General features: G+C 42.0%; 24 protein-coding genes. 8 read left to right on the top strand and 16 right to left on the bottom strand.

Annotation, left to right across the window (positions count from 1 at the left end; translation table 11 throughout):
• Positions 1-63: 63 nt before the first annotated feature.
• Positions 64-1,413, top strand: coding sequence for a Mur ligase family protein (locus AB5Z52_RS00590; protein WP_003128505.1), 1,350 nt, complete (start codon positions 64-66; stop codon positions 1,411-1,413).
• Positions 1,406-2,077, top strand: a complete 672-nt coding sequence (locus AB5Z52_RS00585) for a type 1 glutamine amidotransferase (RefSeq protein ID WP_003128503.1) — start codon at positions 1,406-1,408, stop codon at positions 2,075-2,077. Before AB5Z52_RS00590 ends, AB5Z52_RS00585 begins: the two co-directional genes overlap by 8 nt.
• A gap of 131 nt (positions 2,078-2,208) precedes the next feature.
• Here the strand turns inward: AB5Z52_RS00585 and AB5Z52_RS00580 are convergent, their stop codons facing one another.
• Complete coding sequence (locus AB5Z52_RS00580; protein ID WP_003128501.1) at positions 2,209-3,021, bottom strand: endonuclease/exonuclease/phosphatase family protein; 813 nt, start codon at positions 3,019-3,021, stop codon at positions 2,209-2,211.
• Between the two features lie 218 nt (positions 3,022-3,239).
• A complete protein-coding gene (locus AB5Z52_RS00575) occupies positions 3,240-5,411 on the bottom strand; it encodes a PTS transporter subunit IIBC (protein ID WP_005472822.1) in 2,172 nt (723 codons plus the stop codon).
• A 253-nt stretch (positions 5,412-5,664) separates the two neighbouring features.
• Between AB5Z52_RS00575 and AB5Z52_RS00570 the strand changes: the two genes are divergently transcribed.
• On the top strand, positions 5,665-7,929 hold the full coding sequence (locus AB5Z52_RS00570) for a glycoside hydrolase family 65 protein (protein ID WP_005472823.1): 2,265 nt from the start codon (positions 5,665-5,667) through the stop codon (positions 7,927-7,929).
• 114 nt (positions 7,930-8,043) lie between these two features.
• Complete coding sequence (locus AB5Z52_RS00565) at positions 8,044-9,063, top strand: LacI family DNA-binding transcriptional regulator (RefSeq protein WP_003128498.1); 1,020 nt, start codon at positions 8,044-8,046, stop codon at positions 9,061-9,063.
• A gap of 63 nt (positions 9,064-9,126) precedes the next feature.
• Here AB5Z52_RS00565 and AB5Z52_RS00560 read toward each other — a convergent pair whose 3' ends face one another.
• Both AB5Z52_RS00560 and AB5Z52_RS00555 read right to left on the bottom strand, forming a co-directional pair.
• Complete coding sequence (locus AB5Z52_RS00560) at positions 9,127-10,092, bottom strand: ribose-phosphate diphosphokinase (protein WP_005472824.1); 966 nt, start codon at positions 10,090-10,092, stop codon at positions 9,127-9,129.
• A gap of 72 nt (positions 10,093-10,164) precedes the next feature.
• A complete protein-coding gene (locus AB5Z52_RS00555; RefSeq protein ID WP_005472825.1) occupies positions 10,165-10,713 on the bottom strand; it encodes a C39 family peptidase in 549 nt (182 codons plus the stop codon).
• A 157-nt stretch (positions 10,714-10,870) separates the two neighbouring features.
• Between AB5Z52_RS00555 and AB5Z52_RS00550 the strand changes: the two genes are divergently transcribed.
• Entirely contained in the window at positions 10,871-12,763 is a 1,893-nt protein-coding gene (locus AB5Z52_RS00550; protein WP_368243115.1) for a M13 family metallopeptidase, read from the top strand.
• Positions 12,764-12,981: 218 nt separating this feature from the next.
• On the opposite strand, the gene AB5Z52_RS00545 is transcribed toward AB5Z52_RS00550, so the two are convergent.
• The 3 genes from AB5Z52_RS00545 to AB5Z52_RS00535 are packed head-to-tail and all read right to left on the bottom strand — an operon-like array spanning position 12,982 to position 14,559.
• Positions 12,982-13,281, bottom strand: a complete 300-nt coding sequence (locus tag AB5Z52_RS00545) for a hypothetical protein (protein WP_288551390.1) — start codon at positions 13,279-13,281, stop codon at positions 12,982-12,984.
• An 18-nt stretch (positions 13,282-13,299) separates the two neighbouring features.
• A complete protein-coding gene (locus tag AB5Z52_RS00540) occupies positions 13,300-13,845 on the bottom strand; it encodes a cysteine hydrolase family protein (protein WP_137264502.1) in 546 nt (181 codons plus the stop codon).
• Between the two features lie 18 nt (positions 13,846-13,863).
• Positions 13,864-14,559 carry a 5'-methylthioadenosine/adenosylhomocysteine nucleosidase gene (locus AB5Z52_RS00535; RefSeq protein WP_003128490.1) on the bottom strand — a complete coding sequence of 232 codons (696 nt, stop codon included), beginning with the start codon at positions 14,557-14,559 and terminating at the stop codon, positions 13,864-13,866.
• A gap of 22 nt (positions 14,560-14,581) precedes the next feature.
• Here AB5Z52_RS00535 and AB5Z52_RS00530 point away from each other — a divergent pair, with 22 nt between their 5' ends.
• Positions 14,582-15,286: a class I SAM-dependent methyltransferase gene (locus AB5Z52_RS00530; protein ID WP_306297876.1), complete on the top strand. Its 705-nt coding sequence runs from the start codon at positions 14,582-14,584 to the stop codon at positions 15,284-15,286.
• A 99-nt stretch (positions 15,287-15,385) separates the two neighbouring features.
• Here AB5Z52_RS00530 and macP read toward each other — a convergent pair whose 3' ends face one another.
• Both macP and AB5Z52_RS00520 read right to left on the bottom strand, forming a co-directional pair.
• A complete protein-coding gene (macP, locus tag AB5Z52_RS00525; RefSeq protein WP_137264501.1) occupies positions 15,386-15,682 on the bottom strand; it encodes a cell wall synthase accessory phosphoprotein MacP in 297 nt (98 codons plus the stop codon).
• Entirely contained in the window at positions 15,675-16,253 is a 579-nt protein-coding gene (locus AB5Z52_RS00520; RefSeq protein WP_003128485.1) for an NUDIX hydrolase, read from the bottom strand. The genes macP and AB5Z52_RS00520 overlap by 8 nt, the downstream gene beginning before the upstream one ends.
• Positions 16,254-16,466: 213 nt before the next feature.
• Here AB5Z52_RS00520 and AB5Z52_RS00515 point away from each other — a divergent pair, with 213 nt between their 5' ends.
• Both AB5Z52_RS00515 and AB5Z52_RS00510 read left to right on the top strand, forming a co-directional pair.
• On the top strand, positions 16,467-17,114 hold the full coding sequence (locus AB5Z52_RS00515; RefSeq protein WP_003128484.1) for a 5-bromo-4-chloroindolyl phosphate hydrolysis family protein: 648 nt from the start codon (positions 16,467-16,469) through the stop codon (positions 17,112-17,114).
• A gap of 97 nt (positions 17,115-17,211) precedes the next feature.
• Complete coding sequence (locus AB5Z52_RS00510) at positions 17,212-18,405, top strand: toxic anion resistance protein (protein WP_003128483.1); 1,194 nt, start codon at positions 17,212-17,214, stop codon at positions 18,403-18,405.
• A gap of 133 nt (positions 18,406-18,538) precedes the next feature.
• Here the strand turns inward: AB5Z52_RS00510 and AB5Z52_RS00505 are convergent, their stop codons facing one another.
• The 7 genes from AB5Z52_RS00505 to AB5Z52_RS00475 all read right to left on the bottom strand — a co-directional run bounded on the left by AB5Z52_RS00505 (position 18,539) and on the right by AB5Z52_RS00475 (position 25,149).
• Complete coding sequence (locus AB5Z52_RS00505) at positions 18,539-19,930, bottom strand: APC family permease (RefSeq protein WP_029487307.1); 1,392 nt, start codon at positions 19,928-19,930, stop codon at positions 18,539-18,541.
• Positions 19,931-19,952: 22 nt separating this feature from the next.
• The gene (locus AB5Z52_RS00500) at positions 19,953-20,819 is read right to left on the bottom strand and encodes a GRP family sugar transporter (RefSeq protein WP_003128481.1); all 867 of its coding nucleotides are present in this window, start codon (positions 20,817-20,819) and stop codon (positions 19,953-19,955) included.
• Positions 20,820-20,916: 97 nt separating this feature from the next.
• Positions 20,917-21,942: a HAMP domain-containing sensor histidine kinase gene (locus AB5Z52_RS00495; protein ID WP_288551400.1), complete on the bottom strand. Its 1,026-nt coding sequence runs from the start codon at positions 21,940-21,942 to the stop codon at positions 20,917-20,919.
• Positions 21,943-21,950: 8 nt separating this feature from the next.
• Positions 21,951-22,625 (bottom strand): response regulator transcription factor, encoded by a 675-nt coding sequence (locus AB5Z52_RS00490; RefSeq protein WP_003128479.1) that lies wholly within the window; start codon positions 22,623-22,625, stop codon positions 21,951-21,953.
• Between the two features lie 151 nt (positions 22,626-22,776).
• Positions 22,777-22,983 (bottom strand): hypothetical protein, encoded by a 207-nt coding sequence (locus tag AB5Z52_RS00485; protein ID WP_003128478.1) that lies wholly within the window; start codon positions 22,981-22,983, stop codon positions 22,777-22,779.
• Between the two features lie 21 nt (positions 22,984-23,004).
• Positions 23,005-24,498 (bottom strand): phosphomannomutase/phosphoglucomutase, encoded by a 1,494-nt coding sequence (locus AB5Z52_RS00480; protein WP_086269339.1) that lies wholly within the window; start codon positions 24,496-24,498, stop codon positions 23,005-23,007.
• 156 nt (positions 24,499-24,654) lie between these two features.
• Entirely contained in the window at positions 24,655-25,149 is a 495-nt protein-coding gene (locus AB5Z52_RS00475; protein ID WP_003128475.1) for a methylated-DNA--[protein]-cysteine S-methyltransferase, read from the bottom strand.
• Positions 25,150-25,198: the final 49 nt, after the last annotated feature.

Here is a 25,198-nt window from a genome sequence, read left to right as displayed (position 1 = left end):
ACATATGGTATGATAAATTGAATTTAAACTAAAAAGACAATCATCTCGTTTGGAGGTTCAACTATGGGGTTAAGAAGTCAACTGGCTGTCACAGTCGGTAAGACCTCTCAGTGGGTATTAAAAAACTTTTTTAAAGGCGGATCAAGTCTGCCTGGGAAAATAGCATTAAAAATCGATCCGCATATTTTAGATCATCTAGCAAAAGATTATCAAGTTGTCGTTATCACTGGTACGAACGGAAAAACCTTGACTACTGCACTGACGGTGAATATTTTACGGCAAGAATTTGATGATGTGCTGACAAATCCAACAGGTGCCAATATGGTCCAAGGAATCGTTTCTACTTTCTTATCTGCCAAACCAAAAGGCGGCAAAAAGTTTGCAGTACTAGAGATCGATGAAGCTAGTCTTAGCAAAGTAACGAAGTATATCAAACCTGAACTATTTGTCTTCACGAATATTTTTCGCGATCAGATGGACCGTTATGGTGAAATCTATACAACATATAAAATGATCGTTGAAGGAGCAGCAAATTCACCGACGGCCACAATTCTATGTAATGGTGATTCCCCGTTGTTCAATTCTGTCACTACTGTTAATCCAAGAAAGTATTATGGCTTTGATCACTTACCTAATCAGGAGCAGATGGCCCATTACAATACAGACGGGGTTCTTTGTCCAGAATGCCACCACATCTTACATTACCAAATGATTACCTATGCGAATCTAGGCAAATACTATTGTCCGAACTGCGGCTTCAAACGTCCAAAACTAGACTACAAATTGACAGCCATCACAGCAATGGACAATACTTCTGCTGATTTTATCATTGATGGGAATTCATATGGAATCGAAGTTGGCGGCATGTACAATGTCTATAATGCATTGGCAGCGACCGCTGTAGCGGAATATTATCAAGTCGCACCTGAAAAAATCAGAGCTGGATTGGCCTATGATGAAAAAGTCTTTGGCCGTCAAGAAGTCATTACCATCGATGGCAAAGAGTGTACACTCGTGTTAGTCAAAAATCCGGTAGGACTGAATCAAGTGATCGATATGATCGGCTTATCTCCGTATCCTTTTTCTCTCGTCAGTCTCTTGAATGCAAATTATGCGGACGGCATTGATGTTAGCTGGATCTGGGATGGAAATCATGAAGCATTTGCCGAAATGGCGATTCCTCAAGTCATTGCTGGCGGCGACCGCCATCAAGATATGACGCTGCGTTTAAAAGTAGCGGGAATTCCCGAAGAAAAGATCACCGAAACAAAAGACCTTGATGAGGTCATTAAAGATATCGCCAATCTACCAACTGAAAAAGTCTATATCCTAGCAACCTATACTGCTGTTTTGCAACTACGCAAAAAATTGGCAGAAAAAGGCTATATCAAAGGGGGGATGGATCGTGGCTAATTATCGTTTGAATGTTGCTCATCTTTACGGGAATTTGCTGAACACCTACGGGGATAATGGCAATTTGTTGATGTTGCGTTATGTAGCCGAAAAAATGGGTGTAGAATTCATTTCGGAAGTCGTCAGCATCCATGAACCATTTGATCCGAAGAAGTATGACTTAGTCTTTTTTGGCGGCGGACAGGATTTTGAACAGCTGATCGTTTCTGAAGATATCCAAACAAAAAAAGAAGCATTGACGGAATACATCGAGAACGATGGAGTCATGTTGGCCATTTGTGGCGGGTATCAGTTGTTAGGTCATTACTACATGGGAGCTAACGGAGAGAAAATCAAAGGAATTAGCGCATTGGATCATTACACATTGAGTCAAGAAAACAATCGCTTCATCGGAGATATCGTTATCCATAATGAAGAATTCGATGAGACCTATTATGGTTTTGAAAATCACAATGGTCGGACGTTTCTTGGCAAAGGTGAGAAACCACTAGGTAAAGTCGTAGAAGGGCAGGGAAACAATGGCGAGGACCAAACAGAAGGCGTGGTCTACCGCAATGTTTTTGGTTCCTATTTCCATGGTCCACTGCTTGCCCGGAATGAACATTTGGCAGAACGCTTAATACGCACTGCCTTAAAAAACCGCTATGGTTCGATTGACATTTGATCAAAATAAAAAGGATGAAATCAGAAATTCGTTTCTGGTCTCATCCTTTTTTTAATCGATTGTCTGCTTCCTGAATCTCTAGCCGATTCAAGCGATAGCAAGCGAATAATCGAAGTCGTCTCTATTCTTGGTTATTCAAAAACCACACAGATACCAAAATGATCGCTGACTATCGGCAGCCGCTGACCGTCAAAGACCACTTCATACTCTACGGGCTGTTCATTCTGTGAGGCAAAGACATAATCGATACGCAAGGCTGTCTGATTGTCTTGCCAGCCATCGATTGCTTTAACAACCGAAGCCTCACCGATCGTTTTTGTTGCGGCAAGAAAACTATCCTGCAGCTGCAATGAACTGTTTTTAACCAGCTGATAACCCAAGCTGTCTGCCTCATTATTGAAATCACCTAAAAGCAAGAGCGATGCTGCTCGCTCAGTCAAAAACGCTTCGGTTTGCTGCCATTCATAGGCAAACTTGCCGTCATTCCACCAAGAAAAATGGCAGCTTAACACTTGGATCATTTTGCCGTCTACTTCTGTGAGACCGCTAAGATTTTTTCGCGTAGTATGGTCCCAGACATCGGTTGTCTCAGAAGCCAAATATTCTTTGGCAATGATTGGATTTTTGGACAGTAAGGCATTCCCTTCATGATAGACATCATAACCCACATGACTGTAAGTCCATGACCAATAATAATCGTGATCCAGAATCTGCAGTTCTTCTACTAAGCGCAAAGCAAAATTGTCTTCTTTGATCTCAAGGATCGCCTCTGTCGGACAATAAAGACCATCCGGAACGATCGTTGTAGCAGCAATCGATTGATTGACTTCTTGCAACGCAATCAAATCATAATCTCCTGCTGCGATTTCTTGTGCGATCACTTTTAATTTTGCTTCTTGATCGTCTTCTAACCAGCTATGGGTGTTTAATGTTAAAACTTTCATGAATAACGCTCCTCTGCGTTTGATTATCTTCTTTCAAAATGTAAATAAAAGAACGGAGCTGTGCCATAAGTATGAACCAGACGAAACTATCCGCACTGTATGAGATCAGCTGTACTTCTCGTGAATTGCGACGAGAAACTACCAGACTGTAGCAACCCCACGATCGTTTGGATATTCAGTTTGGTAAAATACTTATGGCACAGCTCTTAGTCATTTTATTATAGTTTGACGATTCCAACAACTGCTGCAGCTTTTTGCTGACCAGTTTGGGACAATTCAAAGGAATCGATTTGATCGGTATTTGTCATTACTACAACGATCGTTGTATCCTTACCCGCTTCTTTGATAGCTGCGAGATCCATTAAAGCCAACGGGTCACCTTTTGTGACTTGCTGCCCTTCTGTGACAGAAACTGTGAATGGTGCCCCTTGAAGTTCAACAGTATCCAAGCCCATATGAACCAATACTTCGACTCCTTCATCAGATAGCAACCCAATCGCATGTTTCGTAGGAAAAACATTCGTCACTTTCCCAGAGACAGGTGAATACACCTGCGTGTTATCGGGAATCACGCCAAATCCGTCCCCCATCATTTTCTCTGCAAAGACTTGATCACTGACCTCCGTGATCGGAATCACTTGCCCATCGGCTACTGAAACAACCTCAGCGGTTATCCCTTGGCTTTCGTGATTCGTCTCATTAGTGACTTCTTTTATGACTGCTTCAGGAATCGCCACACCGGAATCCAAGATATCCTGGATGTCTGATTTAAGTACATCGGCTTTAGGCCCATATACCGCTTGCACTCCGTTATCTTTTACGATCAAACCTAATGCGCCAGCACCTTTCCAAGACTTTTCGTCTCCTACTGAGCTAGGGTCTTTGACAGAGACCCTTAAGCGAGTCATACATGCATCTACATCGCGGATGTTTTCACGTCCTCCCAACAGATGAATGATCTTAACCACTTGAGAGTTTGGATCTAACGTTCCGTCAGAGGCAGTTGTTGCTACGTTTTCGTCAGCTCCTTCTACTTCGTAGTTGCCGTTGCGTCCGGGCGTCGCAAAGTTGAATTTTTTGATTAAGAAGTTAGCCAAGAAATACATGCCGACCCCAAATGCGATCGTTACTAGGACAAAATTGATCAAGTCCTGACCCAGACCTGCATTGATCGCCATTGGTGTCCGAGTCAATAGTTCGATATTTCCAAAGGAGTGAACACGCAGGTGAACGATATCCGCCATAGCAAATGCTGCCCCTTGAACGACTGCATAAACAACATATAACGGTACAGCCGCAAACATGAACATAAATTCCAATGGCTCTGTCACACCTGTCAAGAAAACCGCAATGGCAGCGGATAAATACATCGAGGTATATTTATGGCGTTTGTCTGCATCGACATTGCGATACATTGCATAGGCAAGTCCCATCAAAATACCAGAAGAACCGATCATTTGTCCGACTTTGAAACGTGCAGGCACAAAATTCTCTATCAAGAATTGGTATTGTGAAGTATCCCCTGCATTTCGCATATTGACTAAATCAGTTGCCCAAGCTAACCATAGAGGATCTTGACCGAAAACTTGTGTCCCCGCTTGTGCACCAGATAAGATCGTATAGGTGCCTCCCAATTCAGTATAATTGATGGGAATAGTCAGCATGTGATGCAGCCCAAATGGCAATAGTAATCGTTCTAATGTTCCAAACAAGAAAGGTGCTAAAATCGGCGCACTTTCTTGCGATTGTGCGATCCACAAGCCAAAGTTATTGATTCCTGCTTGAATATAAGGCCAAACGATCGCTAACACGATCGCAACAACCACGGAACGAGCAATTACAACAAACGGGACGAAGCGCTTGCCATTAAAAAACGAAAGCGCATCGGGCAGTTTGCGGAAATTATAGTATTTATTATAAGCAGTCGCACCCACAAACCCGGCGATGATCCCTACAAAAACACCCATGTTCAGTGCCGGAGCTTCTAAGACACTTGTAAAAAAGCCATCCACCATAATTTTCGTACCGAACAATGTATGAGTAAAAGCCCCTTCTTCCGTCAGCATGGCGCTTGTGACCCCGAAGATCGAACCTGTGATTCGATTGATCAATACAAATGCAATCCCCGCAGCGAATGCCCCGCCTGCGCGTTCTTTCGCCCAACTACCACCGATAGCTAATGCAAATAATAAGTGCAGATTCCCAATAATTGCCCAACCAATATTTTCGATCACACCACCGGTCGTTACCAAAAATGCCCAATCGGCATTAATCATGGGGATCGTCTTCCCAATACTGATCATCAATCCGGCGGCAGGCATAACAGCTACCACAACCATTAGTGCTTTTCCGAATTTCTGCCAGAATTCAAAGCTTAGTAATTTTTTCATCCTCTTTCTTCCTCCTCCACCGTTTTACGCAATCGGTTTCTTAATAATCACATTGTAGCGGAGATTGAAAATTTTGTAAACCGAGAAATTTCAATTTACATTCTCCTCAGCCATTAATTTACAAAAATGCGCAAAAACAGCTCTTTGTCACACTTCTATTTAAAAAAGCATAGAAACCAATGATTTACGCTTGACTAACGCAATCGTTTGCATTTATTATAGAGTTATCAAAAAGATTTTGGAGGAAAAACCTATGAAAAAAATCCAGCGTTTGTTCGATATCGATCCTTGGAAAATCGCAACAACTACTTTAGATAAAGAAAATCGCCGACTACAAGAGTCGCTTACAAGTATTGGAAATGGCTACATGGGGATGCGGGGTAATTTTGAAGAACAATATAGTGGCGATCACCATCTAGGGACTTATCTGGCAGGGGTCTGGTATCCAGACAAAACTCGTGTTGGCTGGTGGAAAAATGGCTATCCGGATTATTTTGGAAAAGTGATCAATGCTGTTAACTTCATTGCAATGGATCTTTTCATCAACAATCAGGCTGTTGATCTTGCGAAAATCAGTCCGAGCGATTTTTATATGGAACTGGATATGCAAACAGGAATTTTACGCCGGACATTTACAGTTTCATTAGCTGGCGCAACTGTCAAATTTACTTTTGAGCGCTTTTTAAGTATCGTCAAGCGAGAAATGGCGGTAATCACGATGCAGGCAGAAATCCTTGAAGGATCAGCAGAAATCACAGTCATTTCTAAACTAGACAATAATGTCCGCAATGAAGATAGTAATTACGAAGAACGCTTCTGGGAAGAATTAGACCACGGCAGCTCAGGCAACTATCGTTATCTGACCACCCGTACCATTGAAAACAACTTTGACATTGAGCAATTCACGGTCACTGCCGCAATGCGTCATAGTCAAGAGCCAGCATCCACAGAGACGAGTGAATTGACGATTGCTGACGCGTTTACTTTTACAGGAGAAACAGGAGCTGTCTTTCATTTACAAAAAGACGTGATTATCGTTACCAGTCGTGATGTCAATCCTCATGATCAAGTAACAAAAATTGCAGAGCTTTTCCAAGTGTACAGCGCACCTTACGAAGACTTACGGCAAGAACAAGTCAATGCTTGGAAAGACCGCTGGGCACTAGCTGATGTGATCATCGAAGGCGATGCTGCTGCGCAACAAGGAATTCGTTTCAATTTATTCCAACTCTTCTCGACTTATTATGGAGAAGATGAACGTTTAAATATTGGACCTAAAGGATTTACCGGTGAAAAATACGGTGGCGCTACTTATTGGGATACAGAAGCCTATGCTGTGCCTCTTTATTTGGCATTAGCGAAACCAGAAATCACTCGGAATTTGTTGAAATATCGCCACAATCAATTGCCGCAAGCCCATATCAATGCGCAAAAACAAGGCTTGGCTGGCGCGCTTTATCCTATGGTGACATTTACAGGGATCGAATGCCACAATGAATGGGAAATCACCTTTGAAGAGATCCATCGAAATGGTGCAATCGCTTATGCCATCTATAACTACACGAATTACACAGGTGATACGAGCTATCTGAAAAAAGAAGGCTTGGAAGTATTAACGGCCATCGCTCGTTTCTGGGCAGATCGTGTCCATTATTCCAAACGTCAGCAAAAATATATGATCCATGGCGTTACCGGCCCCAACGAATATGAGAATAACATCAACAATAACTGGTATACGAACAAGATGGCTACCTGGGTCTTGAGCTATACTTTACAAAGTTATAAAGAATATGCCACAGAAGCAACCGTAACGATCCCAGAAAAAGAGCAAGACTACTGGCAGGATATCATTGACAATATGTATTTCCCAGAAGATCAAGACTTAGGAATTTTCGTTCAGCACGATACCTTCTTAGACAAAGATTTGATGCCAGTCACTGATTTAGATCCAGAAAACTTGCCATTGAATCAAAATTGGTCATGGGACCGAATCTTGCGCTCTTGCTTTATCAAACAAGCGGATGTCTTACAAGGAATCTATTTCTTTGGGGATCAATTTACAGAAGAGGAAAAACGAAACAACTTTGACTTCTATGAACCAATGACAGTGCACGAGTCTTCCCTGTCTCCTAGTATCCATGCCATCTTAGCAGCCGAGCTGGGAATGGAAGAAAAAGCACTGGAAATGTATGAACGAACGGCTCGGCTAGATTTGGATAACTACAACAATGATACCGACGATGGTTTGCATATCACTTCAATGACTGGCAGTTGGTTAGCGATCGTTCAAGGATTTGCCCAAATGAAGACGGACCATGCCCATCTAGGTTTTGCCCCGTTTCTACCGAAGACTTGGAACAGCTATGCTTTCCATATCAATTATCGCGGACGCTTATTATTCATTTCTGTTAAAGAAGAAACTGTCACACTAAAGAAAATCAGTGGTGAGCCATTGACGGTTCAGCTTTATGGAAAAGAGCATCTGTTGGAAGAAGAAGTCTCAGTAACTATTGCTTAATTATTGATCAGAAACCAAGAAAGAAGAAATGAAGGCATTTCTTCTTTCTTTTCTTTCCGGCTACCAAAATAACACAACTTTATGATACTATAAGCTAAAAAAGGAGGGAAAACAGTGAGCGTAACTGTCAAAGATGTCGCCAAAAAAGCCGGCGTCGCTACTTCAACTGTTTCTCGGGTCGTGAATGATCACCCTAGTATCTCTGAAGACACAAAAAAGAAAGTACGCAAAATCATGGCTGAGATGGGCTACGTGCCAAATTTGGCTGCGCGAAATCTAGGCAAGCAGATTTCAAGCGCGATCGGTGTTATCTTGCCGCCTTTGGATTCAAAGGAACGGCTAGGAAATCCTTTCTATTTAGAAACGATCGAAGCCATCAACGAAGAAGCTCGCCACCACCAAATGACGGTTGCGGTTGCCTCTGCCCGTGATTTTGATACATTATTGAAAAATGTGGAACGTATGCACCTTCAAAAACAAGTGGATGGTTTTATCTTAGTCTATTCCGATGAAAAAGATCCAATCATTGATTATTTAGTTCGTAAAAAAGTTCCTTTCACATTGATTGGACATCCTTACAGCAATGAACAAAATATCGTTTTTGTTGATAATGACAACCAAATGCTGGGAAAACAAGCGACAGAGTATCTGATCTCCCAAGGACACTCTAAGATATTGTTTGCTACGAATACAACTCACGAAAATCTCTATTTCGAACGTTTCTTTGGCTATCAAAAAGCAATGATGCTAGCCAACCTGCCTTTTTATCCGGCATTGACATTTGAACAGGCAGAAGACTATGTCAATTTCGAGACAACGATCAAAGAGACCGAAGCAACGGCAATCGTAGTAATCGATGATCTTTTTGCAGTTCGGATCATCCAACTGGCAACGATGTTCGGGTATAAAGTTCCGGATGATCTATCTGTGATCAGCTTTAATAACTCGATTTTTGCTACATTGACCCATCCTTACTTGACCAGCATTGACATCAACGTCTTATCCTTAGGAAAAATCGCCACAGAAAGCTTGATGGCACAATTAAACCATGAAGGTTCAAATGCGGTTCAGCTTGTCGTCCCGCATAAGCTGATTAAACGAGAGACTGTCTTGAACCTCAATAACTTAGCATAAATTGCACTGTCTCATGACAAATAAGAAGCAAGAAAGTCCAGAATAACCGAACTCTCTTGCTTCTTATTTGTATTCTTTGCTTTCTAACCGAAACAGGGGACTCATCGGTGTATTTTCGTGGATTCGTTTGACAGCCTCGCCCATCAGTTCTGCACAAGAAAGGTAAGACAACCGTTCTGGATGCCGTTCTTCGGCAGTCCAACAAGAATCTGTGACACAAATGTTTTCGATGACAGATTGATCAAGAATGTCTTTGGCTGGTGGTGACAATAACGCATGAGAGACGCACGCATAAATCTCACTAGCTCCTGCTTCTTTTAGCAAATCTGCTGCCTTTGACAATGTTTTGCCTGTATTCAAAATATCATCTACTAAAATACATTTTTTGCCGGCAACATCTCCAATCACATAGCCACCATCTGCCTCATCTTGATCAACGATCGCAATCGCTGTATCTAAATATTCGGCTAAACTGCGGGTCCGCTGAACTCCGCTATTTTTGGGAGAGACAACGACATATTCGTCTCCGATCATTTTTTTCTCGCGATAATAATGCGCGAAAAGCGGAATCGTAAATAGATTATCAACAGGAATATCAAAGAAGCCTTGCACCTGCACGGCATGCAGATCCAATGTCAAGATCCGTGTCGCCCCAGCTTCCACTAACATATTGGCAATCAATTTTGCCGTGATCGGTTCATGAGGATTTGCCGTCCGGTCTTGTCTTGCATACGCATAGTACGGTAAAACCACATTAATCGTTTTGGCACTTGCACGTTTCATGGCATCGATCATGATCAACAATTCAAGATAGTGATCATTGACTGGTTCATTGGTTGATTGAATGATAAAAATATGATCGCCACGAACACTTTCCTCAATATTGATCGCGATCTCTCCATCACTAAATTGTGTTACTTTTGACTTACCTAACTCTGTACCGAAAACTTTTGCAATTTTCTCGGCTAACGGTCTGTTACCGTTCAAACTGAAAATCTTCAATGAACTATCTTTATAACTTTCGCCCATGTCTGCCTCCAAGTGAAGTGAATTGTTTCTTTTATTCTAGCACATTATAGGTGCTTTTTTCATTAAATTAATTTAAGGTAACGAGACAGTTCCGTTAATCCAGCTGGCTGGAATCACTTGATTGTAATTCCCCCAGTTGTCATGAACTTTTAGATAACGTCCGGTCTCTGTTTCTAAATAAGCATATGCGACTACCCAGTGATTGCCGTAGGTACTTCCTAAAGGCTTCAAGAGACCAACGATCACCGGTTTGCCTTGATCGATCCGTTTGCAGGCTCGCTGCCAGCCGCCGAAAACTGTGGCACGCCCCCGATAAGGTAGATCAAAATGAGTGAAAAAGCGTGATAGTCCATGAGCCACCTGCCAAGCAATCGTTGGCAATCCATGAGGTTGAATCAAGAGCCGCAAGATGTCAGTCAGTGCGCCCGGCTGCAGCTGATTTTTCCTTCTCACTGTTTTAGGGATGATCTGCTCATCGATATAATCTTGATAATAAGCCAAAAACACGGTGGCAGCATAAGTTCCGCACAAATAGCCGGAAGGTGTTACCCAAGATTTGTAGCGGCGGAATCGTTCTTCTGGTATTCCCTGCCAAGTATCTATGTTCTCTCTTTCTTCCATCGCCATTCCTCCTTACCAAAGTATATCTTAATAGTACCACGGGAATTAGCCGGTTTAGACACTAAGGAACTTTTTCGTTAAGAAAAAAACAAACTTTTTTTGCGTACTGGAAAATTTTGTTCCATAATAGGAGAAAGCATAAAAAGGAGCGAAGCATATGACAACATTATTAAAAGATGATTTTTATGATTATGTGAATGGCGATTGGTTGGAATCAGCGGTGATCCCTGCGGATAAACCGGCAACTGGAGGTTTTCAAGATCTGGTAGACGGAATCGATCAGTTGATGATGGCTGAGTTCAAGAATATGGCGGCAGATCCTTTAGCAATTCCTAAAGGAAAAATGAAAGACGCCGTTGCTTTCTATCGCTTAGCAAGCGATTTTGCTACCCGTGATGAAAACGCAGGTCAAGAAGTTTTGCCGATTTTGGCAAAAATCGAAACCCTTGCGTCTTATGACGAGTTAAATGCACAGCTACCTGAATTCATTCTTAACGGCATCCAACTACCATTTGCTTTCGATATCGACTCCGATATGAAAAACGCGAAAATGAATACACTGTTGGCCTATCCGCCAGCAACGATCTTGCCTGACAAAACATATTATACTGACCACCCGCAGGCAGAAGAGTTACTACAAGTTTTCTTCGACAATGCTGTTGCGCTCTTAACGAAATTAGGGAAATCACAATCCGAAGCAGAGTCGCTGGTAGAACAAACACTGGCTTTTGATAAATTGATTGCTCCTCATGTTCGCAGTGCAGAAGAAAATGCCGATTACAGCAAAAATTACAATCCGCAAAGTCTAGATACCTTTGCACAGCATTCGGCGCAACTCGACTTCAAAAAGACATTAACCGCTTTATTAAATGCCGAACCAAAAGAGCTGATCGTGACTGAGCCTGAGTACTTTGAGGCATTCGATATCATTGTCTCTCCTACCCACTTTGATTTATTGAAAAGCTGGATGATCGTTCATCAAAGTTTGCGCTACACTGGATATCTTAGTGAAGAACTACGCCAACTCGGCGGAGCCTACAATCGGTACCTCTCTGGCGTTGATGAAGCGATGCCTAAAGAAAAAGCCGCCTATTATCTGACGATTGGCCAATTTAGTCAAGTCGTCGGTGATTATTATGGTCGCAAGTATTTTGGTGAAAAAGCAAAAAATGATGTAAAACATATGGTGGAAACGATGATCGGCGTCTATCAAGATCGTTTGACCAGCAATACTTGGCTCAGCGAGCATACCAAACAAAAAGCAATCATTAAATTAAATAAACTAGGAATCCATGTCGGTTATCCAGACAAAATCCCAGCCATCTATGATCGACTGCACACAGACCCTGATGCATCATTGTTACAAAATGCACTACGTTTTGGACGTATCTTCCGGGAAGATCTTTTTAGCAAATGGCAAAAACCGGTCGATCGCGAGGAGTGGGAAATGTCTGCAGCAACAGTCAATGCCTACTATCATCCTTTCAAGAATGTGATCGTCTTCCCAGCAGCTATTTTACAAGCACCATTTTACAGTCTTTCTCAATCAGCAAGTGCCAATTATGGTGGGATCGGTGCAGTGATCGCTCATGAGATTTCCCATGCGTTTGATAATAACGGAGCCAAATTTGACGAATTCGGCAACCTGAATAATTGGTGGACAGCAGAGGACCTGGCCCATTTTGAGACATTGGCTCAAGAAATGATCAATGAATTCGACGGCTTGCCATTTGCTGGTGGAACTGTCAATGGCACCTTGACAGTATCGGAAAATATTGCCGATGCTGGTGGATTAAGCTGTGCACTAGAAGCAGCAGAAAAAGAAACTGACGTCTCACTAGAAGACTTCTTTATCAATTGGGCAAAAATTTGGCGCACAAAAGCCAAAGAACAATATCAACAGTTGCTGCTGGCCATTGATGTTCATGGCCCTGCCAAGTTACGGGCCAACATCCAAGTTCAAAACATCGATTCCTTCTTCACTACTTTCGGTATTGAACCGGGAGATGGCATGTACCGGGCTCCTGAAGACCGTGTTCAAATCTGGTAAGATACAGCTTGCTACGAGGCATTTGTTACGAACTGTTTGGTTATGAATCATTGGTCCATTTGTTGATGCAACTTTTCTAAAAAAAGAGGATTCACCTCACATCATTAGCCAAAGTAGTTCAGAAATACAATCAGCCGTCACCTTCATCAAAAGATACAATATTAAGACCGCCCCCGAAAAGTTAGCTGTTTGCTGCTAACTTTTCGGGGGCGGTGATTTTATTTTCCTAGTGCTTTTTTGATCATTTCGATTAGAGAATCAAATTGGGAATGGTCCTTTACGACTTGGTCAGCATGATACCGGTTGCTTCTATCTTTCATAAAGTCCATGAGTTGATCTTTATCTTGAATGCCTAGTTTTGTCATCAATGCTTCCACATTTTCAAAATCGGTATACTTTTGCATGAACGTATCATTCGAAATCTTGTCAACATCCAATTCACCGCTTTTATAGGACTGATACAATCCTGTCAATTCACTGAAACTAAACTGTTCTTTTAATTGATCCATAAATCCCATTACACTCAGCTCCTTTTTTTAAAGAATAGTAGCCCCTAATGTCTGCTCAAAGTGGCGCAACGCCCATTCATGACCGACTGGATCGAAACTTGCGACAGCATCTTTGAAAATAAATAATCGATACCCAAGGTTATACGCATCGACAGCCGTATGCAAGATACAGATATCTGTACAGACACCAGTCAAATAAAGTGCAGTAATGCCCCATTCCCGTAAACGAATGTCAAGATCTGTCCCACTAAACGCCGAGTAGTGGCGCTTATCGATCCAGTAAACATTTTCTTTTTCTTTGTGATCTTCATACACTACAGCTAGTGTCCCGTAGAGATTCCGTCCCTCTGACCCTGCCAGATTATGAGGAGGAAACAACTGATTTTCTGGATGATAAGGATCTTCTGCTTCATGGCGATCAATGGCAAAGACAACAAAATCCCCTTGATCGATAAATCGTTGGGTATGATCTACTAATGTTGTTTCAATCGCTTGACCCGCTTGACCGGTCGTCAAACGACCAGTATCAGCTACAAAATCGACCGTATAATCAATTGAGAGTAATGCGTTCATTTGTGATCTCCTCCAATTTTATTTCAGCTTTTTAACAAAGGCGAGCACCATTTCTGCAGAGCGCTTGCCGGCTTCCAAAATGAATTCGTCAAAGGAAACTGTTGCAGCATGATCCGCAGTGTCACTGATGGCTCTTACGACAAGGAAAGGAATATTGAATTGCTTCGCTGTTTGGGCGATCGCAGCACCTTCCATCTCGCAAGCCAAAGCATCTGGGAAGTGCCTTAGGATTTCTTGTACTTTACGTCCGTCATTGATAAAGCTGTCCCCTGTTACGATCAAGCCATTTTTTACATTGTGATTCGTTGCTTCTGCGGCTTTGGTCATTTCGCCGATCAAGTAACGACTGGCCTCGAAATACAAAGGCATTCCCCCTGGGAGTTGCCCATATGTATACCCAAATCCAGTAACATCTACATCGAAATAAGCTAGTTTTTCTGAAATCACAAGGTCGCCGACGGCTAAACCAGCACCGATTCCCCCAGCAGATCCAGTATTGATCACCATGTTGACCCCATATTGCTGAATCAGCAAACTTGTTGTCAGTGAAGCGGCAACTTTCCCGATTCCAGATCGAACAACGATCACTTCATGATTGCCGATACTGCCGGAAATAAATAGTGCTCCAGCTCGCTCCCAAGATAAGGGAGCTTCCAATGCTTCCCGCAAGATCTTGATTTCTTCATCCATTGCACCGATAATACCAATTTTCATCTTGTAGCCTCCTGACGATCCTATACATTATATCTTAATAAAAGATCATTTTTTCTCCTTTTATGATAAACTAGTTTTACTCAAAGGAACAGTTTTTTGTCAGACCATTAAGGAGGTTTTTATGTCTGAGATATTTAATAAAATGGCCGACCATTACGATACACCCCCAAGGATTGCTCTAGCTGAAAAGATTACAGCAGCAGTAAGACCCCAACTGATGAATGCCCGTGAACAAATTCTTATTGATTATGGCGGCGGAACAGGTCTTGTTAGTTTACCGCTGGCCCCTTTAGTCAAGCAACTGCAGATTTGGGATACTGCGGAGGGCATGCTGGCGATCGTTGATCAGAAGGTCACCCAGCAAGGGCTGACAAATGTTTCTGGATCACTCCACGATTTAACGAAGGAGTCCATTCATGAAGAAGCAGATATCGTTCTGTTGTCGCTGGTAATGCTTCATATTCCCGACACAGAACATTTACTGCAGCAACTTTATCAATTGTTAAAACCCGGCGGACGTTTGTTCATCGTTGATTTCAATAAAAACCAATCCGTCTCACATCCTAAAGTACACAATGGATTTGAGCAAGACACGCTGCTCCAACTAGCAGAATCAGTAGGTTTTGATTCAGTAAGTTATGAAACATTTTTTGAAGGTCCACAGTTGTTTATGGGGCAAGATGCTGCTCTTTTTCTATATAGCGCTGCTAAGCCATCCCAGCCATAAAACAAAAAAACCAGCATGCTGAGCGCTGATGCTCTGCGTGCTGGTTTTTGATTAGATACATGTGCTGATCAACGAATTAAACCCGATTAATCGTGTTCCTTAAAGCAAAAAGATCGCTAATGCAACTACGATCAGCAGCAATGCCACTACCACGATTGCTTTGATCAAAAAAGTATTCAAGTTGCGGGACTTCTGATTTTCTCCTGCTCTCGTTTTAGTGATCGCTTTATTTTTTTTACGGACTTTCCGATAATAATTGTCGATTTGCTTTTCTTTTTGCTTCCACTCTTTGTTTGCTTGCTTAGCAACGATCTTTTGGTTTCGCTCAGAAGCAGCCATTTCTTCTTCACGACGTCGACGCAATTCAGAGCGGGTGATCAGTGGTTCTTTAGGCACGGCTGTTCCTCCGTTTCAATTCTAAAAGCTCCCAAAACTGAATCGCAAAAATCGTTTTTGCATCACAGATCGTTCCATCTGCGATTGCTGCTTTGGCTTCTTTCATTGTCAATTCATACACTTCCAATACTTCATCCTCATCTTGAGGCAGCGGGTTCTCTACTTTTTGTAATTGTTTCGCGTGAAACAAATGCAGCACTTCATTAGCAAAGCCCGGGGAAAGATACATCGAATGCACATGTTCCAACGTTGATGCTCGGTAGCCGGTTTCCTCTTCTAATTCACGAGCACCAGTCAATTCGGGCTGTGCACCTTCTCCTGGATCGATCTTGCCTGCCGGAATCTCTAAAATGACTTTCTCTAATGGCTTGCGAAACTGGCGGACAAAAATCATTTTATTTTCTTCTGTCACAGCGATCACTGCAACACCGCCTGGATGAAAGACCAACTCTCGTTTGCTAGTACCGCCATTTGGTAATGCGACATCATCAACAACGACATCAATGATTTTTCCATGAAAAATCTCGTTTCTGACAATCGTTTTTTCTTCAAAATCTTTATAGGTTAACATTTTTTCACCTGACCTTTAACGTCTTTTCTACAAAATACTTTAGCATAGTTTCTCAAAAATATCTCCTTAAGAAAGAGCAAGAAAGATTATGATTTTACTAAATATCGGAAAATCCACCCCAAGTCTGATATTTTTCTACTAGTGAACATGCTAAAATAAGGATGTCGAACAATCCCTATATTACTTGTCCAAAGAATTTTAGGAGGAGGAAAAATGAAAAAAAATATTTGGCTGATCGTTTCTGCGATCGCTGTAATCACACTTTTTGCCTTTATCAGTTCCACAGGCACTGATTTGTTTACTGTCTTGTTGCTGATCGTTGGCGCGATTCTGGTATTTATTGGTCTGAAGGGGCGTAAGGTAGAAGCAAATCCCAATGTGTTACCTATACTGACGAAAGAAAAAGAAGCGCATTACTTGAAAAGCGGTATGTCTCCAAGTGAAATCGAACTGTTCCGAGAAACCATGAATCAAACCAAACAACAGATCGAGCATTTACAAAAAAACATCAACCGCAGCAATAAATTAAAAGCGATCGACTTGCGTCATGATGCATTACGCGCTTCGAAAGCACTGTTCAAAGAGTTGGTCAAAGAACCGACGAAATTACATTCGGCGAGTCATTTTCTTTACACCCATTTGCCGAACATGGTTGATTTGACAGACAAATTCATTGAGATCAATGAACATGAGATCAAAAGCCGTGAAACCTATGAAAAAATCGAAGAAAGCACTCAAATCATTGAACAAATGGCCTCGTTGATCGCTAAAGATTATCAGCAGTTTGTGGCAGATGATTTAGATGATCTTGATATCGAGTTATCCATTGCCAAACAAAGCATAAAACGAGATAATGAATAGGGATGGATTCCTTTGCTCGATCTTCGAATGAAGCGATCCAAAAAAAAATCTAGCCCAGGCTAGATTTTTTTCGAAACAAGACTTAGGAGGAGTTAGAATGACGGAGACACCAAATCAAGTTAAACCAGTAAACGATACTCTTGATGATCTATTGAATAATCCATTTGCAACCCCTGTCGATACATTGACGACAACCCAGCAGGCAGAGATCAATGCCTTGCAAGAACAACAAAAAGCCTCTCGCTTAATTGATAAATTACCACCTGAGCGACAAGCACAGGCACAAGAGTTAGCGAATAAGATTGATCCAACCGACCAACAAGCAGTCATTACCTATGGCGCAGCTGCTCAAACCAAGCTGGGAGAATTCTCTCAATCGATGCTGAATCATGTGCAAGCAGCAGATATCGGACCTGTCGGTGATTCATTGACAGAGTTGATGTATCGTCTGCAAGAAGCTAATCCAGATGAATTACGTGCAGGAGAAGGCAATCTCTTCAAACGGATGTTTGGCAAAGTCAAACAATCGATTTTTGAGATCACCGCTAAATACCAAAAAATCGGTGCTCAAATCGATAAAATCGCTGTTAAATTAGACAAAGAAAAAGACGGTCTGTTAAAAGACAATTTGATGTTGGAACAGCTTTACCAAAAAAACAAAGATTACTTCGATGCATTGAATATCTATATTGCTGCCGGTGAGTTAAAAATGCAAGAACTACAAACAACGATTATTCCTGAAGCAATGAAAAAAGCACAAGAAACGAATGATCAGATGGATGTACAGATCGCCAATGACTATACGCAATTTTTGGATCGCTTAGATAAGCGGACCCATGACTTGCGCTTGGCCCGTCAGATCACGATCCAACAAGCACCACAGATCCGTTTGATTCAAAATACCAACCAAGCATTAGCAGAAAAGATTCAGGCATCTGTCAATACAGCGATTCCTTTATGGAAAAACCAAGTCGTTATCGCACTGACTTTATTGCGTCAAAAAGATGCGGTTACTGCACAACGCCAAGTTTCGGAAACAACGAATGATCTCTTACGTAAGAACTCTGAAATGCTGAAGGTCTCTGCGATCGAAACAGCTAAAGAAAACGAACGAGGAATCGTTGATATCGAAACGCTGCAAAAAACGCAAAACGATCTTGTCGAAACAATTCAGGAAACATTGCGTATCCAAAAAGAAGGAAAAGAAAAACGCCGAGCGGCCGAAGTGGAATTGGGTCACTTGGAAGAAGACCTCAAAGATCGCTTGTTAGACTTGACTGGAAACAAATAATTCAGGCAGACGCAATACTGTTTTCTATTAGCTGAACGAGCCTCTGGGAATCTCTCAGGGGCTCGTTTTTTACAGTGTCATCACTTTTGGTTTCCTGCCAAGACATGAACAAAAACAAGAGCGTTAGCAAACACTAACGCTCTTGCTGGTTTTCTTCATTCAATGCACTATTGCGGTACCCATAGATAAAATAGATCAGCAAACCAATGACGATCGTAATACCAAAAACGATCCAAGTGGCTGTCTGCAATCGCGTCATCAAGAACAAACAGCTAGCAACAGAAACTAATGGCAAGACTGGCACAAGCGGCACCTTGAATTCCCCTTTTTTGGGCATGCCCATCATTTTACGCAGCTTGATGATCCCCAACGACATTAAGATCAAGTAGGCCAATGCCACGATATTCGTTAATTCTGCCAAAATATTCAATGGAAAAGCTGCGGCAAAAAAGAAGGCGACGACTCCAGCTGCATAAGTCGCTTTTTTCGGTGTCTTATGCTTAGGATTAATTTTTTGCAATGATTTTGGCAACAAGCCATCCTTACTGATAGCATAAAGCAAACGTGCTAATGAGTACATCATGGAAATCGTCACTGTCAGCAGCGTTAAAATGGCACCCACCGAAATCACCGAACCAACTAAGCCGTGATCGATATATCGCATGGCAAAAGCTACCGGATCATTGACATTCAATTCTTTAAAGGGAACGATTCCAGTCAAAATCAGCGTGACCACGATATACAATAAGGTAGCGATCGCAATTGAACCGATAATTCCCCGGGGCACATCTTTTTGCGGATTTTCAACTTCTTCCGCAGCCATTGCGACCGCATCAAAGCCCAAAAAAGCAAAGAAAACAAGTGCCGCCCCATTAAAGACGCCCGAAAATCCGAAAGGCATGAACGGCTGCCAGTTGCTTGGCTTCACAAAAAATACCCCAAAAAAGATAAAAAGCGCAATGATCCCGAATTTGACCCAAACCATAGCATTGTTCAATCGCAAGGCTTTTTTGGCTTCTTGACTTACCCAAATCGTCACAAAAATGATCACTAATCCTGCAATCAGATCAATGTACGTTCCTTCGCCAGGATTATAGCCAGCAGTCAGCGCTTTTGGCAGATGCACACCGATACTTGTCAAGAACCCTTGGACATAACCGGACCAGCCAGAGGCCACCGAAGATACTGCCAACATAAACTCGCATAGCAGAAACCAGCCAGCGAGCCATGCAACAAATTCGCCAAATACAACATACACATACGAATAGGCACCGCCTAATACAGGGATACGGGAAGCAAACTCCGCAAATGAGAGCCCTGATAAGATAACGACAAAAGCCGCTAAGACAAATGACAAGATCAATGCTGGCCCTGCATATACAGCAGAAGCCGCGCCGGTCACAACAAAAATCCCTGTGCCGATGATTGCGCCAATACCCAACATGATCAAGTCTTTCAATTTCAAATCTTTTTTCAAATGACTAACGGGACTGGCTTCAATAGTTTTTTTACGAAATAAATCCATAAATCCTCCTAAATTTCACTACTTATGCAGCTTTCATATACCCTAGAAGGATACCACCAAAAATAACAAGCAAGCAACCAAAAACCACATATTTGAACTCTTTTTTGGTTTTTTTCTCCCCTAATAAGAATATGCCTCCCAGTGTAGAGATAATAATCCCCATCTGTGACAGCGAGAAACCCACGGCCAGTCCGATCTGTTGAACTGTTATCAACATACAAACATTTCCTATTCCCCACAACAATCCTGATAATGTATTCTTCCAGACCGCCCGATTGACTTTGGTTTTTCTTAGAGCAAAGAAACTAGCGCCAATCAGCATGCCTATACTCTGAGGCAAGATAATTGCCAATGGGTCAATTCCCGCCCAAGTAATAATGATTGTGTAAGCACCATAGCCAATTGTTGAGGAAATCAACGAACGAAAGCCTCTAGGAAAATCCAACATCTTGTTTTCTGTCTCAGGCATTTGTTCCCCGTCTTGTCGTGCGGTCAAATAGGCACCAGTTACTAATAAAATCAATGCGGTGATTCCCAACAAATAGTCTCGTGATTGCGTCCATTCGCCAAAAAAAAGGGCTCCAGCAATTGTATTTAAGATCAATTGCATACCAGTAGATAACGGAAGCCCCACCGAAACGCCCAGATATTTCATTCCATGAAATTGACCATTTTGACCAACTGACCAGCAAAGTCCTGACAGCAAACCAATCACTACGATCCAGCCATCAATCGTCGGCATAGTGACAAAGAAAACAATCAGTGAAAAAAGGAATGCACCAATTGTCATTCCTAATGTCTGTTGATTCGCATCCCCACCTAATTTTCCACTGACCAATCCGATACTGCCCCAGGCAAACATCGGTATTAAAGCAAATACTATACTCATCTTATCCATCCTTATCATTCAATTTGACACACAAGGTTCAGTGTATCAGTGAAAACGGTATAGAGACAAGAACTAAATGGTATTTCTCAAAAAATCATTAGCGATTTTCTTGATAGTAGCTTAGCAGAGGGAAGTAAAGCGTGACGGTTGTCCCTTCTCCTACAACCGATGAAATCGTTAACTCAATTCCTAATTCTTTGGCCAGATTCTTGGCTAAATAGAGCCCTAACCCTGTCGAGTGCATATCAGTCTTCCGACCATTCTCACCAGTAAATCCCTTATCAAAGACTCGCCTTAGATCTTCTGCCGGAATACCGATTCCAGAATCTTCTACCGAAAGACGCGTTCCTTGCCTATCTTTTTGGATTTGGACAATGATTCGCCCATTTTCCGGAGTATATTTCAATGCATTACTGAGGATTTGCCGAAAAATAAAACTCAGCCATTTGCCGTCAGTTAATACTTGCTGGTCTCCCCCTTTAATCGCATAGTGAATATTCTTCTGAATGAACACGTTGGCTTGACTGCGAATAACCGGCTGAATCGTCGCTTTCAATGACACTTCTTGAACAAGGTAATCTTTGGAAAAACTGTCCAAACGTGCCACATACAGCACTTGTTCCACATACTCATTGATCCGATTCACTTCGTTTTCCAGTAAAATATACTTTTCATCTGGAATATCAAATTCAATCGAATTTAACAGTAAGCGCGTCGCTGCCAAAGGTACTTTAATCTCATGGACCCAAGAATCAATGTATTCCTTTTGCTCTTCTTGATTGCTTATCACTTGCTGCATCAAGTCTTGGTGTTCGCGAATCAGCTGATTGATATAGTTTTGAACCAGTTCTTCCTCTGATGAACGCGCACCATGAATATAGTTTTGTAAGACACTGTCTGACTCATGGAATGTGAGCTTTTGCCAGAAACGACGTTTAGTAATATAAAAAACGCCCAAAAAAAGCAGTAGAACGACTGATTCCATCAAAAAAAGATAGCCAACAGTTCCCCAGTCGATGGGGAAATCAGGTGTCAGCCACATCACTAGAATCATCAGCAAGAAAAAAATCACCCAACCAATCAGAAGTAACCAGCGGTCTTTTAAGAAGGCAATGAATGACATCGGTTTGTTCATGGCACAATATACCCTTGTCCAACTTTGGTTTCGATGTAATTATCCATACCGGCTTGCTCAATCTTCCGACGCAAGCGATTGATATTGACAGTCAATGTATTGTCGTCAACAAAACGTTCATCATCCCAGAGCGCTCGCAACAGCTTTTCTCGACTAAGGATCTTCCCGTGATTCTTCATCAATATATATAATAATCGATACTCATTTTTGCTTAAATCAATTACTTCATCATTGATCTGCATGCTGCTGTTGTCGATATTCAAAGTAAGCCCATTGTGAACCAGCGTTTCGCTGTTGTTTTCGACATAGTTATAGGAACGGCGCAGCAGTGCATTGATTTTTGCAATCAAGACATCGATCTCAAATGGCTTCGTCACGAAATCATCTGCCCCCATGTTCATCGCCATGATCATATCCATATTCGTATTACGGCTTGATATAAAAATAATCGGTACTTTCGATGTCTCTCTGATTTTCTGGCACCAATAATAGCCGTCAAAAACCGGTAAATTGATGTCCAACAAAATCAATTGCGGTTCTTGCTCTTCAAAATCGTCAAAAACCTGATGAAAATCAGTTGTTCCAAATGTTTCGAATTGCCATTTTTCAAGTTCTTCGATGATCAGCTGGCGAATAACTGCTTCATCTTCTACTACCATGATTTTTGCCATCTGAATATTCCCCTCCACTTCTTTTCTTTACTTTAACAAATATCTAAATCGAAAGCGAATGATAATCCCAGCTTTAAAAAAAGCTAAAAAAACTCTCAAATCCGCCAGATAAAAAAGTTCCTTTTCTCTGACTCTCTAAGAGTTTCTTTGTCTATTCAATAATCATCGCTGCTTCTAATAATAACTTTCCAACAAATAAAACGATCCCATCTACAAACAAGACACTCATATTGACGCCCAGTAACATAGACAATCGTTCTACCACATCGATCTGCGGTCGTTTTCTCATGTATGCTATCAGAAAAAGATTCACACCATAAGTGACAGCCATGATCACTAACATAATAAATACCAACATTAACCCTTCATTCTCTATTCATTATTTTTCTAAAAATTGTTTGATTGCAGACTGATCGATCGCTTCAAACGGCAGCAAACGTTCACTGATTTCGCGGACGATCGCCGGCAAATGTCCAGGTTGGTCATTTTCGATCTGCAAGACCAATAATGGTTCATGCAAACTCAACCGCAACAAAAACCACCCTTGTCCATAAGGTGCAGAAACCTGTATACGGATGCCTTCTTCATTTTCATTGTCAATCTGCCACCCCGATGGGAGATGATGCGCTAGCGATGCGATAACCTTCTCCCCGGTTGCGCGATAATCTGAATCATTGATCTTGAAACGCAATTCTTGGGTTTCAACTGGCTGTTTCAGCGCCGCGATCAAGTCTTCCAAACTGATATTTTGCGCACGAAGTGTTGGCAGCAACATCAAGATCTTCGCAATAACATATGCACCATCATCTAAAAAATAGTTTTCCTTGAATGCTGCATGTCCACTAGTTTCAATCGCCAACTGAGCATTAATGCCTTTTTCGTTAAGAGCGATCGCTTTGTTGATGACATTGCGATACCCGGAAATATAACGCACTTGATGACCACCTAGCGATTCAATAAATGTCTTTAGATGAGTGGAGGTCGGGGAATTCGTGACAATACTCGCAGCCGGATGTTCGGATAAGACGATTTTACTTAAAACAGCAATCATGTTGTTGCGGTTCAGCGGCTGTCCACTTTTGGTCACCACAGCGGATCGATCGACATCGGTGTCAAAGATGATTCCCAAGTCTGCTTGTTCTCGTAAAACGGCTTCCATAATACTAGCCATCGCTTCTTTATTATCCGGATTAGGAATGTGGTTAGGGAAGTGTCCATCTGGCTCCAGAAACTGTGAACCATTCGTATCTGCCCCTAACGGCACTAAAACTTGCTCTGCAAAAAAACCACCTGCGCCATTTCCAGCATCCACAATGATTTTCATTCCAGCCAATGGCTGTTCTTCTTCTGTCTGCATCCCATGACGAATTTTCGTCACCATATCTGCTGCATAGGGAGTAAGTAAGTCTCGTTGGTAATACTCGCCGAGTTGGTCAGCCGGATGAGCTTCAGGATGTGCTAAGATAAACGAGATATCTTCTTTTTCTGCACCACCAGATTTACTAAAAATCTTGATTCCATTAAAGTAATAGGGCAAATGACTGGCTGTCAGCATCACACCGGCATCACAATCAAAATCAGCAAACTGGGTACTCATAAATAGCGCGGGTGTTGTAGCCAGCCCACAATCAATAACCGTAATCCCTTCTATTCGCAATTGGTTCATAAACGCCTGCTGCAGCGTTTCACCACTTAAACGACTATCACGACCAACTGCCACTTTTAAGGGTTCCGTATATCGCTGCAGCAACCAGGTCCGCAGACCTGAAGCAATTTCTTTCACTGCATCTTCTGTTAAATCCGCTGTAAGATCTGCTGTCGAAAGCGCGATTCCACGGATATCTGAACCATTTTGCAACTTCATTCGCTTCATCTTCTCCACTCCTTTTTTGTAAACGGAAACAACTCCATTATATCAAAGGTAGCATAAAAAGAACGCCTTTTTAGTATTTTTTACTTTTAAACAAACAATTTATGAAGCACTAAATTCGAGAAGAAGACCTAGTAAATTTTTGCAGAAAAAATGCGCTCAGTCCTTGAAAGGAATCCCTTCCAGCTGTAATAATTTCCGCTTGATCGGCAAACCTCCCCGATAACCAGTCAATCGACCATTTTTTCCCAGGACACGATGGCAAGGGACAATAATCATCATCGGATTGCGTCCGACAGCATTGGCAACCGCTCGGACGGCACTAGGACGTTGGATTCTCGCCGCTAATTCACTATAGCTGACAGTCGTTCCATAAGGGACTTCAGTTAACGCTTGCCAAACAGTTTGTTGGAACGGTGTACCGACAAAGTCAAAAGGAAAATCGAAGGCTACTGGCTCCCCGGCGAAATAGGCTTTCAGCGGCTTTGCATACCTTTCTGGTGTCTGAGAACATTCACGAATTTCTGCATATGGGAAAAAAAGAGCCAACTCTGCATGTTCTGCTAAACGACCAAAATAAGCAGCCCCCTGATCAGTGACACCCAGTTCATACATTTCCTCATTCAATTGGATCTGTGAAACCGTTAAATGCATCCTATTTCCTCCTATCTATCCACTTACTCCTCATAGTTTTTCTTTAGTA

Source organism: Enterococcus sp. RTP21361st1_A6_RTP21361_211029 (assembly GCF_040910045.1).
GTDB lineage: Bacteria > Bacillota > Bacilli > Lactobacillales > Enterococcaceae > Enterococcus_D > Enterococcus_D gallinarum.
The sequence above is the reverse complement of the archived record's forward strand: the minus strand, read 5'-3'. Positions and strand labels throughout refer to the sequence as shown.